This is a genomic window from Companilactobacillus bobalius, assembly GCF_002179915.1.
Taxonomy (GTDB): domain Bacteria; phylum Bacillota; class Bacilli; order Lactobacillales; family Lactobacillaceae; genus Companilactobacillus; species Companilactobacillus bobalius.
The window spans coordinates 82134-99133 of the sequence record NZ_MYFM01000002.1; the positions used below are offsets into that span (position 1 = coordinate 82134).

The following is a 17000-nucleotide window of genomic DNA, read 5'->3' on the forward strand; positions in this document are numbered from 1 at the left end:
TTATGGCTTTATAATATTAAGAAAGTGCTTTGTGAACAATAAACAGACCAATGTAATTCGTGTCTTAATACACAAAAAGCACCAAGTTGTGAAGTAAAGGAGGGTTCAAAATGAATGAAAATGATCGCCGTACTAGACGTACGCAGAAATCTATCCGTGAAAATTTCATCGATTTAATGTCAGTCATGCCAATTGAAGAAATAACGATTCAAAAAATCACTGACAAAGCTGACATCAATCGTCGCACATTTTATCTTCATTACGAGGATATTTATGACTTGCTTCATAAAACGGAAGACTATGTAATGCATCATTTTTCTGAAATACTAGAGGAGTTTGAACCTCCAAATGATAAGAGTGCCATTGGCCCACAATTTTTCAAAGTCGTTATGTCTTATATAGAAGCTAATCAAAAAATGATTGGTGTCTTGTGTCGCAATCCAGATTCGGAGTTGATGCAGAAATTAATTCAGTTAACCGTTACGAACGGCCAACGAGTAATTCCTTTTTCCAATCAAATCGAAGCTGAATATATTTTGAATTATTGTTGCTGGGGAATGGTCGGCGTTTTGCATACAGCGATGCGCAAAAAAGATTTTGATATTACTAAACTATCGAATTTAGCTGATAAATTATTGATTTCAACAATCGAAATCGACAAATAACAAACAATTTAATTCAAGAAAACGTTTTTAGGCTCTATGTATATAAACTCAAAAGAGTAAAATATAATCTTGTGTTAAATATGTATATAAATTATAGGAGCTTATTATGGAAGATTTAGAACCAAAAAAGAACTATATAAGCTGGCCTATTCTTGCCTTAATGGATTTTGTTACCGTAATCGGGTTTGATGATTTAACTTATAACTTCCAGAACCAGGGTATGGGTGTTATTACCTCTTGGGTCATCATGCTATTTTTATATGTTATTCCATATTCATTAATGGTTGGTCAATTAGGATCAGTTTTCAATCATGAAGGTGGGGGACTTACTTCATGGGTTCGTGGTACTAGTGGTGAATTTCTAGGTTACTTTACTGCGTGGACTTACTGGGCAGCTTCAATTCCTTATGTTGTTGATACTGCTAACTCAATCGTTGTTGGACTCGGATGGGCCTACAACGGTAATGCCAAGATGCAAAGCCAAATGTCAAACGGCTGGTTTGCTTTTTGGACATTGATTACTTTTATTGTCTTTATTTTTGTACAATCTCGTTTCAAACGCTCACTTGAAGTTTTGAGTACAATTGGTGGTATCGCCATGTTTGGAATGACTGTATTGTTTGTGTTAATGACTTTTGCCGGACTTGCTGCTGGTGGTCATATTGCAACACAACCAATGAATCTTCATACAATCGTACCTAAGTTTGATCTTCATTATCTAACAACGATTGGTTTGTTGATTTATGCGGTTAATGGTGCCGAACTTATCGCACCTTTCGTTACAAAGATGCGTCATCCTAAGCGTGAATTCCCTAAAGCTATGATCATGTTAGCCGTTATGACGGCCTTCTTGACTATCTTTGGTTCATTCTCATTGGGTGTGTTCTTTGATGGATTCAACTTACCAAATGACTTGAAGATGAATGGTTCTTACTATGCATTCCAAGCTTTAGGTAAGCAATATCATATGGGTAATACTTTGATGTATATCTTTGCTTGGACTGAAGTATTTTACCTAGCAGCCTTGTTAGCCGTTCTATTGGACGCTATGACAAGAATGTTGATCTCTGATACAGGTGCTAAGTACATGCCTAAGGTCTTACGTAAAACTAATTCCAATGGCCTACCAGTTAATGGTTACTTATTAACTTGTGGTTTGAGTGCTTTCATCATGTTACTAGGTATTTTCTTACCAAGTATGAATGATATTTTCAATTGGCTATTAAACTTGAACGGAATTATTTCACCGGGTGTTACTTGCTGGATCTTCTTTGCTTTCATTAAGATCAGACAAGACAGTCAAAAATTCCCTTCAGACTATGTCTATATTAAAAATGATAAATTAGCTCTAGCTGTTGGTTGGTGGTGCTTGATCATCACTGCCATAGCTACAATCTTTGGTATTGGACCTCAAGATGTTAAGTTTGCTTCATCAACATGGTGGTATGAATTAGTAATTAACTTCATTGCCATTATCGTCTTGATTGGTTTGGGTGTTGTCTTACCATACGTAACACGCCGTGAAGGTAGAAGTACTACTGGTTCAGCCTTTACACGTCTACAATGGACAGGAATCCTAGCTGCTTTGTTCCTAACAATTGTTGGTGATTTGGCTTTAGGTGGTTCTAATTATGAACACAACATCGTTTCAATCGTGATTATCAGTATAGTCGGAATAGCTCTGGTTATCGCCTTCGGTTGGAAGGAATATAATCTAAAAGAAGCATAATAAATAATAGCGTCTATTCAGAATTTCACTGCATATATTGTGTGAATTCTAAATAGGCGTTATTTTGTTGTCTAAATATTTGTTTAAAAAATTTTTATATATCTAGTTCGTTGCTTTTATGGTAAAATATTTCGAGTCGCTAACTTTCCAAATTGTACACAAAATAGGCAACAGTTACTGTTGCGGTCATGTCGGGGAAGTAAGCGCTTAAATTTTTTTATACTTTCGAATCATTTTTTAATTTATTTAGCAAAAAATATTGTATATTTTAAGTAACCGTTTGGTGAGTAAATTAAGAAAGTATGATTTATTTTCACTGAGGAAAACGCCATGACAGATTTAGGAACAAAGAAGAAATATATTAGCTGGCCAGTGCTAGCTCTAATGGATTTTGTAACTGTAGTTGGATTCGATGATCTAACCTACAATTTTCAAAATCAAGGAATGGGCGTCATTACGTCCTGGATCATCATGATTTTACTGTATGTTATTCCATATTCATTGATGGTAGGCCAACTAGGGTCGACCTTTGATGATGACGGTGGTGGATTAACATCGTGGGTCAGAGAAACTAGTGGAGAATTCTTAGGATATTTTGCAGCTTGGACATACTGGGCCGCCTCGATTCCTTATGTCGTTGATACGGCAAATACAATTGCTGTAGCCATGGGCTGGGTTGTTAACGGCAGTGACAGAATGCAGTCTCAAATGTCGAACAGTCATTTCGCACTATTCACATTATTGATATTCATTTTCTTCATTATTATTCAGTCACGATTTGAACATTCATTGGAAGTACTGAGTACAATTGGTGGGATTGCCATGTTTGGAATGACGGTTCTATTTGTAATAATGACCGTTACGGCCTTAATGATGGGTGGTCATATTGCGACTAAACCACTAACTTTCCATACGATTGTACCTTCATTCAATCTCCACTATTTAACAACTTTAGGATTTTTGATTTTTGCTATTAACGGGGCTGAAAGAATTGCTCCATTCGTTACGAAAATGCGTAACCCTAATAAAGATTTTCCTAAAGCCATGATTATGTTGTCTGTTATGACAGGCTTTTTGACAATCTTTGGATCATTCTCATTAGGTGTTTTCTTTAACGCCTATCATCTACCAGATGACTTGAAGATCAATGGTTCCTACTATGCTTTCCAGGCTTTAGGTAATAAATTCCATATGGGTAATACATTAATGTACTTATTCGCCTTCACGGAAATCTTTTACTTAGCAGCTTTGTTAGCAGTGTTATTGAATGCCATGACCAGAATGTTGATTTCTGATACTGGCAACAAATACATGCCAGAATTTTTGAGAAAGACTAATTCAGCTGGTTTACCAATTAATGGTTATATACTAACTGTAGCTTTGAGTGCTTTCATCATGTTCTTAGGTATTTTGTTACCAAATATGAAGGATATCTTCAATTGGTTATTGAACCTGAATGGAATCATTTCACCGGGAGTTACATGTTGGATTTTCTGGTCCTTCATCAAGGTTAGAATGAGAGATGATATTTATTCATCAGGGTATGTTTATATTAAGAATAAAACCATGTCATTGATTGTTGGCTGGTGGTGTCTGGGTCTGACAGGAGTAGCTACAATTGCTGCAGTCGGTCCACAAGATGTTGCTTTCGGATCTTCAATGTGGTGGTATGAATTAGTTATTAATTTTGTAGCTATATTTGTTTTAATTGGCTTAGGTTTTGTATTACCATACATAACAAAGAGAGAAAAAAGAAGTCAGACAGGTACAGCTTTTACCAGAGCTCAAAGAATTGGAATCTGGGTAACTGTCTTAGCAACTTTGCTTGGTGATTTGTATCTGGGAGATACTAATTTCAGTAGTAATGTTGGTTATATCGTCTTATTAACAGCGATTGGCATCGTTATGACGGTTGCCTTTGGTTGGCGTGAATATAATCTTAAAGAAAGTCTTGAGTAATGTTCAAGGCTTTTTTTATTGCCGTCCTTCATAAAAAGAAAAGCTGACTGAGGCGGTAGGAGGTTGATGGGAAACTAAAATATAAGAAAGAACCTTCAAATTTTTTTGCAATCTAATGGTCCCCAATCAAAATATGATATTCTATGACTAATAGGGAGGGGATTATTGTGTTTTATGATTTTTTGATTTTGACGCTGAAATTTGGAATGTTATCATTCTTGCCAATGATTTTGGCAATAGTTTTTGATAAGAAACATACAGTTTTTTATGCTGGCTTACAGTTGATCATTTTTTTGATCCAATATCTGTATGTGTTTATATTCTTACCGGGGGCTTATTTGTATAATGTAATTTTTTACAATCTTATTAATCTGTTGCTATGTACAACTATCTTTGGAATACTATTCTTAATTTTTAGCTCTAGTAAGTTTAGTGTTAGAAGTGCGCATGGTGGATCTAGTTTAAATCTCAAATATATTGCTAAACCAGGATTCGGTATTATTTTGGCATTAGTTATCGTGGTTGCATTAGGAACCATCGTTAACATGCGGCCTTTTGCTAAAGCAATCGCTAAGACAACGAACGTTCAACAGTCACAACAAGTAAAAGATGCACCGATGCCAGTAATTAGCTCCAGCAAGAAGGAAGTTCCGGTTGTTAATTCGAACAAAACTGTCAGCAGTCAGCTGCAAAATTCTCTTTCTAATGTTAAGAATTCAAACGTTTATAGCTTGAATCATTTAAGAGTTCAGTTTTATCATGGAAAATTAGTTTATATTGCACCACTGGATTTTGAAGGTGATTTCTTTAGATATGTACACTATAAGAAAGTACCTGGATATTTTATTGTCGACGCAACCTCAAAGAATTCTCATCCAAAATTTGTAAAGAAAGATATGGCTTATACTCCATCAGCATATTTTGGACATGATGTTAATAGACGCATTTATTCAGCAATTAAAGGTTCCAACTTAGTGCTGACAGGTGGAGATGCGCAATTAGAGATCGATGAAAAAGGGAAGCCATACTATGTAAAAACACTTTACAAAACGTATGGAATCACTAGATCTCCTAACTATAAAAAAACGTGGTTAGGCATGGTTGATGCAGAAACAGGAAAGACACGAATCATTGAACAAAAGAATGCACCTAAATGGTTAGATGTGACATTTGATCCTGGTATTGCCTCAAGTAAGGTTGAATCCTTTAGCAGTGACAGAAATGGCTGGTGGAATGCTCATGGAATCGGTGGCTCAAGAACTGGCGTTATGGAAGCCGTTGATAATGTGGGAACAGAAGGAGTAAATAAAGAATTTACTCCGATTTCTTATAAAGGTCAGGTATATTATTTTGCTTCAATGACAAGTAAGAATAAGAAGCAAACTTCTGTATTAGGATATATTTATGTTAATGCCAGAAACGGTAAAACTTATTTCTATCGTGAAAAAGAAGATGCAATGACACCTAATAGAGCAAAGAGCCTCGCTGAAAATAGAATGAAGCAGACCCAATGGAAAGCAAGCATGCCATTACTTTATAGAATTGATGGCAAACCAACTTGGATCGTTTCAATGATAGATTCAAATGGGGCATTTATGTCTTATGTTTATCTTTTAGCGAATGGTAACGGAACTCAAAGTACTGTTTCTGTAGGCAACGATGCCAAAACTACTTTGACAAAATATCGTGCATTGGTTTCCAATGGACTAACCACAGCCAGTTCGTCCAATACAAGTGTTGAAAGGGTATTTAGTGGGACAGTCAAACGAGCAGTTATTGATAGTGACAATATCATTTTTCTATTGAATAATAGCGATAAAATTTTCTATGCTTCAAGTAAGAATGATCCTAAAAATGTCTTTGTGAGAGACGGAGACAAAGTGAAATTCTCAGGATCAGTATCAGAAAATACAGTTAATATCTCATCATCAGTAGTGATTAGTGGATTAGACGATAAGTAAAAAATTGTGACAAGAAAGAAGCTTTAAGCGCTAAGGAAACGTTCATGTTGACCTATATAAGGTTGATATGGACGCTTTTTTTGATACAAAAATAAAAGATTAAAATATTTGTTCAAAGCGAACAATCGAATTACCATTTAGTCTAAAGCAATAAGAAATTTACTTATGACATTCCAACTAAATTTTCTTGTCGTAAAGAATGGTAATGCAAATTTATCTTTATCAAACTATCTAGTTTTTAAAACTAGATTGAATAGTATTAATAATTATGATAAATTATATTTGTAATTACAAAAGGAGTGCATGTTCATGGATGAGTTGCAAGAATGGTTAGATAAATTGGAAAATTATCGTTTACCTAGGTTTGAAGATCTACCTGAATTAGATCTGTATCGTGATCAACTTTTAACATTAGTTGATAAGTATATTGGGCCTGTTTGGTTAGAAGAAGGACCGGTTGTAACGACATCGATGGTCAATAATTACGTTAAGAATGGACTATTGCCACATCCCGTCAAGAAACGTTACACACGTGAACACTTGGCATATTTGATTGCGATAACCTTTTTGAAACAAGTCGTATCGATTAATGAGATTCAGGCGGGATTAGAAGTGCAGACTAAATTGAATGGTGGCATTGCCAAGGCCTATGATTTTTTCTGCGATAAACAAGAGTTAGCTTTAAAAATGTTAAATCATCGTGAAGAGGGACAGATCCTCTCGGAAAATGACCAATCTTCAGCTTATTTAATGGTTGAGATGGTCACAATGGCTTTTGCAACAAAATTAATAACTAAGAAAATATTAATGATTGAAAGTAATAATCAAGACGAAAAGAGCGAGTAAAATGGAAAAGATTGCTGTATTGGTAGATTCTTGCTGTGATTTACCAAAAGAATACCGTGACAAAAATGGCGTATATGAGTTACCAATGCAAATTGCTTATCATGACAAGACTTATCTTGATCGTGTCGACATTTCAGCTGAAGAAGTCTATGAACATCTTCCTGTTGAGATTCCTAAGACTTCATTGCCTTCAGGGGAATCAATCGAAAAAACTTTGAATGAAATTGCTGAAGATGGATATACTCATATTATCTCTATTTCTGTTTCTTCGGGATTGAGTGGAACTTTTAACTTTCTCAAAGTATTTTTAGATGATGATGATCGTTTCACAACAAAATATTTTGATACTAAGCAAGTAGCAATAGCTTCAGGTTTGATTGCAATTGGTGCTAAAGATTTGATAGATGCAGGAAAAGGCTTTGATGAAGTAGCTTCTCAAGTAGCGACTATGATTAAACATGCTGTTGTTTACTTCTGTATTCCAACACTGACTTATTTGAGAGCTGGGGGCAGAATTAGTGCTGCCGCTTCTGTAGTCGGAGGAATGTTAAAATTAGCACCTATTATCACTTGTAAAGAAGACGGTTCATACACCATTGCCGCTAAAGCACGAGGTATGAAAAAGGGTCAAAAGATGATGTTAGACTTTGCTCAAAAATTTATCGGTGAAGATAAAAACTATTTAATTGGTATTGGACAGGGCGCTGATGAGGCCGGTGGTAAGAATATGCTAGATTTATTGCACGATAATGGTATTAAAGGTCAACAAGAATTTACCGAACAAGTTGGACCAGCTTTGGGCGTTCACACCGGACCTGGATTGATTGGGGTCGCGGTAGTTAAAATTTAATTTTGAGATAGAAAAGAACCAGTACTCGGAATTTGAGTACTGGTCCTTTTTGTGAATAACCAATGGGGTATATGTTTTATAGTGAAAACGAGCTGCGCAGGCCAGATTCCTGTGCTTTGCCTGACTTCACGAACTGTCTGCTACGTAGCCAATTCGTAAAATCCTGCAAATGCTCAGAATCTAATCAGGCCTGCTTCGCTCTCTATTGAAATGAGCTGCGCGAGGGCAACCCATTCCGGTTTGTTACAGTATCAAAATCGCCCGCAAAGTACGCGTGCAATTCTGATACTTAGACAAATCCTCGTGGGCTAACCGCCCTTGCTCCGCTTTCTATTCTGATCTCAATGCTGTGGCTGCGTCTTTTCTTGCCGCCATTCTAGCTGGGATGTGTCCACCGATTACTGTCAAAATAGTACTGATAATAATCAAGATTATCGCATGAACGGGGTTCAATTGTGCTACTCCGCTTAGATCGGTTAGTCCTTTTAGTATGGCATTGATAGGGAAGGTTGCTAACCAAGCAATTAAGATACCTAACACACCTGAGGAAACTCCTAAGATGGTTGTTTCGGCATCGAAGACGCGGGTAACGTCTTTCTTTCTAGCACCTAAGGCTTTCAAAATACCAATTTCTTTGGTTCTTTCTAGAACTGATGTGTAAGTGATGATACCGATCATGATCATACTTGTTACTAATGAGATGCCGGCAAAGGCAACTAGAACGTAAGTGATAGCGTCCATTAAACCACCTGTAAGACTTGAAACTTGTCCGGCTAAGTCAGTGTAAATAACTTTATCAGAGGTTTTCTTGCCTTTGTTGTACTTATCAAGGTAACTTAAAACTTTATCTTTCGTTTTAAATGTACTTGGGTAAATTAGAATACTTGATGGTGTGGCGGAACCACCTAAGTAACTAACAAGACTTTCTTTAGTTGTAGCATCATCAACACTGGCACCTGTTAGAACGTTTGTATCACTGTTCTTTTGGGCAGTGACAATATCAGAGTTCTTATTAGTATCAACGATATCCTTAGTTAGTTTGTCGCTATATGCGATACCTGATGAAAGGATATTCTCTGATGATTTGGATTTAACTTTTAAGATACCTGAGATCTTCAAAGTCTTATTATCAGAATTGTCGTAAAGACTGGCAAGATCAGTGTTTGGTGTGAAGAGACCAGCTGTTACTTGTTTGTAGTAATTATTGTTAGAAACAACTTTGAATTCTTGTCCAACAATTTTACTGAAGTCTAATTTCTGATTATCTTTAACTTTCATGCCGATGTTCTTTAAAGCGTTGACGTTAGTAGAGTTGTCACGGTCAACAATCAAAACAACATCATTTTCACTCTTAGGAAGTGAACCGGAGATAACTTTGTAGTGTTTCTTTAAGAAATTAGTTCCATTGTTATTTGATGAAGGATAAACTGAACTACCAACACCTGTAGATGAGGCCATGGCAGCGGACATGCTACTCATTGAATTTGAACTACTTGTATTTGAGAATTGGGCTGTTTTAACTTTGCCATCAACTTTACTCAAAAGATTCATTCCAGTTGAATAATTGTAAGTGATATCCTTACTCAATTCAGGATCAAGCTTTTTGATGTAGTTAACGTAGCTCTTGTTCAATTTGTTTGTGTGCGTTGACTTTTCCTGTTGACTAAGTTTAGCAGTTACTTTTTTAGAATTAGAACTCTTAACCTTAGTGTCAGGAGCAGTTTGTTTGGAAGCCGTTTGGGAAATTGTAACTGGGAACTGTGCCAGGGTATTTCCTTGAGTCTTATCAATTTGTTTTTGGAAACCAGATGATAAGGCCAAAACAATGGCGATACTGATGATACCAATACTGGAGGCAAAAGCTGTCAAAGCTGTTCGGGCTTTTTTTGTCTTTAAGTTAGTGAAGGACAATTTCAAAGCAGTCCAGAAAGTCATCTTAGTTTTCTTAAGTTCAAAGTTATCTTTAGTAGTATCTTCAACAAAAGGATTAGAATCGTCTAAAATTTTACCATCGGCGAAGTTGATAATTCTATCAGCGTATTCTTTAGCCAAAGTAGGATTATGAGTAACCATGATGACAAGTCGTTCTTTTGACAATTCCTTGATCAATTTCATGATTTCTTCACTGGTTTCAGTATCCAGTGCACCGGTTGGCTCGTCACAAAGTAGAATTTCGGGATCATTAGCAATTGCACGGGCAATGGCAACACGTTGAAGTTGACCACCAGATAGTTGGTTAGGCTTCTTGTTGATATGAGGTCCTAAGCCAACTCTTTCCAAAGCTTCACGGGCTTTACGCTTCTTCTCGTCGGCATTGACACCACTAAGTGTCATTCCAAGTTCAACGTTATCGATGATACTTAAATGACCGATAATATTGTAACTTTGGAAAATGAAACCAACAGAATTATTACGGTAGGCGTCCCAGTCAGATTCGGAAAAATCTTTAGTAGATTTACCATTGATGACTAAGTCACCAGAATCATAAATGTCCAAACCACCAATACCATTTAGCATAGTAGTTTTACCGGAACCACTAGGTCCCAGAATAGCGACGAATTCTTGTTTTCTAAAGGAGACGGATACATCGTCTAAGGCTTTAGTCACAGAATCGCCGACATAATAGTATTTTTTTATGTGTTTTAATTCCAGCATTAATTGAACTCTCTCTAATCTTCAAATTTTTAATGGCTTCTAATAAAATTTCTGTTAGAATGTCATTATTGCAACACTATGTTTCATATAATAAAAACAATTTAATGAATTTTCAACCATCAATTTGAGACAAAGTGTCATTAATTAAACGAAAATTACTTATTTGTTGTATTCAAGGAGAAGCTATGGTCGGAGTAAAAAATAATCGTCGGGCACAATATACCAGAAAGATTATTAAAGAGACAGTTTTATCACTTTTACAAAAAGAATCGATCGATTCTATAACTGTAACGGAAGTTTGCAAGGCTGCTGACGTTAATCGAACAACTTTTTATCGTTATTATGATGATGTGTATTCATGTGTCGACAGTATCGAAACGGATTTTTTGGACAATTTAAAAATCCCCCAAGGTACTTCAATGATCGAAGGATTAAAGATTATGCTTGGAGAATTCTATAAAAATCCGGCGTTGAGTAATCTGGTTTTTGTGGAGGGTAAAACTAAATTGCTAGATCGGATGAGTCACTTTCATGATCATGCTAAATTAGTTAAGACAACGATGGATGAATATGAAGCTACTTATATCATGCTAGGCGTCCAGGGTATTATGAAACGTTGGGTTAAGAATGGTATGAAAGAGTCACCAGAAGTATTGACGAATATTATTGTTAAAGTCGTTTTTGCCGAAGAATTGCAGGATAAAAAATCTCTTTTTGATTTACATGAAGTTAAAGAGGAACAGACTGGTTTTTCGGAAGTTTAGCTGAAAATAGATTTAGATTGCCATCTTCTACAACAAGCCGATTGGTCTGGAACGCTGTGGACGCTGATTTGAGCCAATTAAAGTTCGCAATTGTCTCAAATACAGGTCTTATACTAAGCGATAAATCGCTTAGTATAATTTCACGGCTGAGACCAATCGGCTTGTTGCTCCAGACTAATATCCTGTTCTATCGCCTATATATTTGAATTAGATAATAAATAAGAACGGTCTCTATTAACATGTATGTCTTGAATGTTTAATAGAGACCTTTTTTAGTGTTATAGATTTTTTAATTCAGAACGCCAGAGTTTCAAGTCTGATTTTTTATTGGAGAGTTCTTTTTGAATAATCAACTCACGTCCAAATTGTTCGGGATGGTAAACAACTTCTGATAACTCTAGTTCCAATTGAGCTAGTTCTAATTTCAAAGTTTGTTCTCTCATTTTTAGCAAAGCTTTTAAAATATCGAGATGTTTTTTACCCAAGAAGTGTAAGCGTAAGATGAAATCGTCATTGTTTAATTGAGTTATTTCTGGTGACAGCGGCAGTTTTAACCAGTCCATGAAAGTATCAGTTCCTAATTTAGTTAATTGATAAATTTTTCTTCGGGAATTGGCTTCGGTTGGTTCAACTAAGCTGATTAGTTCTTTATTCAAAAGGCGGTTTAATTCGGGATAAATTTGGCTGAAGGGTGCGGTCCAGAATTCAGCTTTTTCTTTATCAAAAATTTGTTTGATATCGTAACCTGTCATTGGTTGACGAGTCAATAAGCCTAGAATCATATATTGAAGTGTATTAGAACGTGCCATGGAATGCTCCTTTACAAATTTTTACTATGTATTAAACTATATATATTAATATATAGTTTAGAGGACGATTATGGAAACAGTTCAAAGAAAAAATTTAACGATGATCTTGATTGGTGTCGGGATCGTTATTTTTATGTCTACTCTTGATAGTAGCATTGTCACTGTGGCGCTACCAGTCTTGAGTAAGGCACTTCACACCAATATGAGTTTAATCAATTGGGTTGTGACGATGTATCTGATTGTGATGAGTAGCACTCTGATGATTTTTGGTAAATTAGGTGATAAGTACGGGAAAATCAAATTTTTCCAATTGGGAACTCTAATTTTTGTTATCAGTTCAGCGCTGTGTGCTTTATCAGTAAGTTGGTTAACATTAATTATTGCCAGAAGTTTGCAGGCAATCGGAGCTGCAATGACAATGGCTACTTCAAATGGAATTATTGTTGAAATTTTTCCAGATGATCGCCGTGGTCAAGCTTTAGGTTGGATGGGATCATTCGTTTCATTAGGTGGTATTATCGGACCAAGTTTGGGTGGGATTCTTTTGAATTTCTTCCCATGGCACATCATTTTCTGGTTAAATGTACCAATTGGTTTTATTGCAATTTTTATTCTATTTAAATATTTACCTAGCAGCTTGGATAAGAAGTTTGCTAGTGCCAAATTCGATTTGTTTGGCTCAGCATTGTTGATTGTAGGATTTACCAGTATGTTTGTCGGCATCCTTTTGAGTCAACAATTAGGTTGGAGTGATTGGCGCATTTTAACTTTGACAATCGTTGGAGTAATTCTTTTGACGCTATTATATCGTTATGAAACTAAACAAGTTGATCCAATTTTGCCGGTGAAATTATTTAAAAATAAATGGTTCTCAGTACAATTGCTAACTTGTTTCATGGTCTTTATCATTGATTTCTTCTTTGATGTGATTGCACCATTCTACTTGCAGAATGCTCGAGAGTTCAGTCCTTTATTCAGTGGTTTCTTCTTATTGATTTTCCCAGTTGTGCAATTGTTCGTCGCTCCAATTTCAGGAAGTTTAGCTGATAAGTATGATCCATTTAAAATTACTTTAGTAGGATTAGCTATTATTAGTTTCGGCCAGATATTCTATGTTCTAAGTGGATTGCAGAATACCATTCTGATTTTCGCCTTTGGAGCTGCTATGGCAGGATTGGGCAATGGATTATTCCATTCTCCTAATAACGTTTTAGTCATGAGTACAGTTGATGAAAAAGATTATGGATCAGCTGGTAGTGTTTATAGTTTAGCCAGAACAGTTGGGATGGTAGTTGGTTCAGCTATGTCGACAACGTTGTTGTTTGGTTCGATGTCAATCTTGAAAGGTTCCAGAGTCACTTCTTACATACCAAGTGATCCACAATTATTTATTGATGGAATGCATTTAACTTTTGGATTGTCATGTACCATCAGTGTCTTATTGTTAGTTGGAATTTATTTATGGCATCGCAAAGTGTCAAAAGAAAATCCGTCATTAAAATTATAATAATTAGAGTTAAAATTAGGGCAGCCACTATGGCTGCTTTTTTGATAATTACTAATTTAAAAGGACGGAAAGTATGATACTAGAAAGATCCAATACTATTAATTTGCGGGAATTAAAGTCACAATTAGGGGATTTGGATAACCGACCTGATGTACAGGAACTATCTAAAATGATAAAAATGTATCAACTTTATCAAGCAGGTCAAAAGGAAATCAGTACTAAATTGGAAAATTTGGATTCAGAATTTCAAGTTAATTACGATTACAATCCAATTCACCATATGGAATCACGTATGAAGAAGATTCAAAGTTTACTCGAAAAGGCTGATCGTAAAGGCTATGATTTAACGGCTGAAAGTATTCAAAAGAATATTTATGATATTGCTGGTATCAGAGTAATAACTAATTACATTGATGATATTTATAAAATCGAAAAGTTACTGACTAGTCAAACTGACGTCACATTATTGAGACGAAAAGATTATTTAAAGCATCCTAAGGAAAGCGGATATCGTAGTTTGCACATTGTAGTTAAAGTACCAGTTTTTCAATCTAAAGGGCCAATTGATGTCCCAGTGGAGATTCAAATTAGAACTGTTGGTATGGATATGTGGGCCAGTTTGGAACATAAGTTACGCTATAAAACAGATACTGATAGCAACTTAGTCGATAAGTATGGCGATCGTTTGAAGGGTTACGCTGACGAACTAGAAGATATTGAACGTGGCATGCAGGATATTCATAGAGATTTGATCTAGAGTAAAGAAGGTATGATTTTTGTTGTAATGCTAACAAATATAACTGAAGTATGCCGTCGTCCGCAAAAAATCTGTGGGCCGCTGGAACGTGGTGGACACGACTTCAAGCTAATAATTCCGCACCTTGTGCGAAATTATGGATCTCGAAGATCGGTCTTATACTAACCTTGCTACGCAAGCTAAGTATAATTTCACCACTGAGGGCCCACAAATTTTTTACTACCGACTAGTTCCCTAGTTCTAATATTATTGATGTTTTAAACTTTTGAATCCATATAATCAAAAAGAAAATTTTAAATCAGAAAAACGGTCTCCATTAATCATTCAAGATATATTTTATGTACTTGAATTCTTTGATGGGACTGTTTTTATTTAGATTTTACGGTAACTGATAAAAGAAGCAGGATTTAGTCCGGAACAACAAGAAAATTGGCTCAGCCATGAAATTCATCTTAGCAATTTATTGCTTAGATGAAGGCCGAGCTTGAAGATCCATGAATTTGCACAAAGTGCAAATTTATTAGCTTCCAGTCGGCCCATGGCGTTCCAGCCAAATTTTCTTGTTGTGGAGGACGGTAATTTTACGCTATATTGGTAAGTCGGTTGGTTTTCTGAATTAGATAAACTATCTTCATAAAAAATATATTATTTTTTAAATTAAATTTTACTTGGAACTGGTGCAATAATAGTCGTTTTGGCTATATTCCATTATTCCATCCGGTATAGAACAATTGACAGATGTATAAACATATTATAAAATTGCGTCGTTAAGTGAGGACTTATATTGAGGAGTATTAAAATGAAGGAATGGCAAAAAGAAACTGTTTATCAGATCTATCCGCGCAGTTTTCAAGATTCTAACGGGGATGGTATCGGTGATATCAACGGTATTATTTCGCGTCTCGATTATTTACAAAAGCTGGGAATTGGTTTGATTTGGTTAACGCCAATGTACCTTTCACCTGGAAATGATAATGGTTACGATATCGCTGATTATTACAAGATCGATCCTGTTTTTGGAACAATGGATGATTTTGAAAAACTACTAACGGAAGCACACAAACGTGATATTAAAATCATTATGGATATGGTGTTGAATCACACTTCCAATGAAAACCCTTGGTTTAAAGAGGCTTTGAAATCAAAGGATAATCCATATCATAATTACTATATTTGGCGTGATCCCGTTGATGGACATGAACCAAACAACTGGGTTTCAAAATTCAGTGGTAGTGCTTGGAAGTATGTACCAGAATTAGACCAATATTATTTACATTTATATGATGTAACAATGCCTGATTTGAATTGGCGTAATGAAAATTTGCGAGCTGAAATTTTTAAGATGTTAACATACTGGGCCAATAAGGGTATTGATGGTTTTCGTTTGGATGTTATTAATAACATTTCTAAAGATAAGAATATGCCAAATGATACTTTTGACACGCCTTTAGATGATGGACGAAATTTCTATACTAATGGACCACATGTTCACGAATATATTCATGAAATGTACGAAAAAGTCTTTGGTCCTAATAACTTTGTTACGGTTGGTGAATTATCATCAACACCTATTTCTGAGGCTGTTAAATATACTAATCCTAAACGTCAGGAGTTATCGATGGCTTTTACTTTTCATCATGTGAAAGTTGATTATACCAATGGTAAGAAATGGACTTTGGGACACTATAAATTAACTGATTTGACTAGTATTTTGAGTGAATGGCAAACACAGATGCAACGACATGGTGGTTGGAATGCACTATTCTGGAATAATCATGATCAACCACGTGCTATCTCAAGATTTACAAATGATGATGAATATCGTGATCAATCAGCTAAATTATTAGCAATGGTGGAATTTGGATTGCAAGGAACGCCTTATATTTATCAGGGCGATGAGATTGCGATGAAGAACGCCTACTTCACTGATATTAATCAGTACAAAGATCATGAGTCAATTAATGCCTACCATGCAATGTTAAAAAATGGAATGTCTGAGGATTTGGCACTTCAAATTCTGCAACAAAAATCGCGTGAGAATTCACGATTACCAATGCAATGGGATTCAAGTAAGTATTATGGTTTCACAACAGGTCAACCATGGTTAAAGCCACAACACCATGATGATTATTCGGTTGAAGAAGTATTAAAGACGAAGAATAATATCTTCGATTTTTATCGAGCATTGATTTTTCTACGAAAACATAAAACAGTTCTTGTTGATGGTGAATATAAGTTATTGAATCCTAGGGATAATAGCGTTTATAGCTATGAAAGATTTAATAATAAGCGTAAAATTTTAGTAATGGCTAATTTTACTGAGCAAACTCATGAGCGTGATGTGGCTGCAGGTTTCGATTTAATTTTGGGGAATTATGGCGATATGCAGTTTAATCATGGGAAAGTAACTTTGCGCCCATATGAATCAGTCATGTTAGAAAAGAAGTAGATATTTAATATCTTCGAATAGATGAGGTTGTTGCTTTTAAGCAATTATA

The 17000-nt window shown here is 35.5% G+C and carries 12 protein-coding genes; 10 read left to right on the forward strand and 2 right to left on the reverse strand.

Going from position 1 to position 17000, the window contains the following annotated elements:
• The first annotated feature begins 110 nt into the window (after positions 1 to 110).
• The 6 genes from LKACC16343_RS03430 to LKACC16343_RS03455 all read left to right on the forward strand — a co-directional run bounded on the left by LKACC16343_RS03430 (position 111) and on the right by LKACC16343_RS03455 (position 8010).
• Complete coding sequence (locus LKACC16343_RS03430) at positions 111 to 665, forward strand: TetR/AcrR family transcriptional regulator (RefSeq protein WP_056954198.1); 555 nt, start codon at positions 111 to 113, stop codon at positions 663 to 665.
• 106 nt (positions 666 to 771) lie between these two features.
• Positions 772 to 2394, forward strand: a complete 1623-nt coding sequence (locus LKACC16343_RS03435; protein ID WP_056954199.1) for an APC family permease — start codon at positions 772 to 774, stop codon at positions 2392 to 2394.
• Positions 2395 to 2724: 330 nt separating this feature from the next.
• Complete coding sequence (locus LKACC16343_RS03440) at positions 2725 to 4353, forward strand: APC family permease (RefSeq protein WP_056954200.1); 1629 nt, start codon at positions 2725 to 2727, stop codon at positions 4351 to 4353.
• Between the two features lie 167 nt (positions 4354 to 4520).
• Positions 4521 to 6314 (forward strand): hypothetical protein, encoded by a 1794-nt coding sequence (locus tag LKACC16343_RS03445; protein WP_056954202.1) that lies wholly within the window; start codon positions 4521 to 4523, stop codon positions 6312 to 6314.
• 309 nt (positions 6315 to 6623) lie between these two features.
• Complete coding sequence (locus LKACC16343_RS03450) at positions 6624 to 7160, forward strand: DUF1836 domain-containing protein (RefSeq protein ID WP_056954204.1); 537 nt, start codon at positions 6624 to 6626, stop codon at positions 7158 to 7160.
• A gap of 1 nt (position 7161) precedes the next feature.
• Positions 7162 to 8010, forward strand: coding sequence for a DegV family protein (locus LKACC16343_RS03455; RefSeq protein WP_056954206.1), 849 nt, complete (start codon positions 7162 to 7164; stop codon positions 8008 to 8010).
• Between the two features lie 330 nt (positions 8011 to 8340).
• On the opposite strand, the gene LKACC16343_RS03460 is transcribed toward LKACC16343_RS03455, so the two are convergent.
• On the reverse strand, positions 8341 to 10665 hold the full coding sequence (locus LKACC16343_RS03460) for an ABC transporter ATP-binding protein/permease (protein ID WP_056954208.1): 2325 nt from the start codon (positions 10663 to 10665) through the stop codon (positions 8341 to 8343).
• 185 nt (positions 10666 to 10850) lie between these two features.
• On the opposite strand from LKACC16343_RS03460, the gene LKACC16343_RS03465 reads away from it, so the two are divergent.
• Entirely contained in the window at positions 10851 to 11429 is a 579-nt protein-coding gene (locus LKACC16343_RS03465; protein WP_056954210.1) for a TetR/AcrR family transcriptional regulator, read from the forward strand.
• 278 nt (positions 11430 to 11707) lie between these two features.
• On the opposite strand, the gene LKACC16343_RS03470 is transcribed toward LKACC16343_RS03465, so the two are convergent.
• Positions 11708 to 12238 carry a PadR family transcriptional regulator gene (locus LKACC16343_RS03470; protein WP_056954212.1) on the reverse strand — a complete coding sequence of 177 codons (531 nt, stop codon included), beginning with the start codon at positions 12236 to 12238 and terminating at the stop codon, positions 11708 to 11710.
• Between the two features lie 70 nt (positions 12239 to 12308).
• Between LKACC16343_RS03470 and LKACC16343_RS03475 the strand changes: the two genes are divergently transcribed.
• From LKACC16343_RS03475 to LKACC16343_RS03485, 3 genes are all read left to right on the forward strand, one after another.
• A complete protein-coding gene (locus LKACC16343_RS03475) occupies positions 12309 to 13745 on the forward strand; it encodes an MFS transporter (protein ID WP_056954214.1) in 1437 nt (478 codons plus the stop codon).
• A gap of 73 nt (positions 13746 to 13818) precedes the next feature.
• Positions 13819 to 14502, forward strand: coding sequence for a GTP pyrophosphokinase (locus LKACC16343_RS03480; protein ID WP_056954216.1), 684 nt, complete (start codon positions 13819 to 13821; stop codon positions 14500 to 14502).
• A 799-nt stretch (positions 14503 to 15301) separates the two neighbouring features.
• Positions 15302 to 16951, forward strand: a complete 1650-nt coding sequence (locus LKACC16343_RS03485) for an alpha,alpha-phosphotrehalase (protein WP_082604586.1) — start codon at positions 15302 to 15304, stop codon at positions 16949 to 16951.
• Positions 16952 to 17000 lie beyond the last annotated feature (49 nt).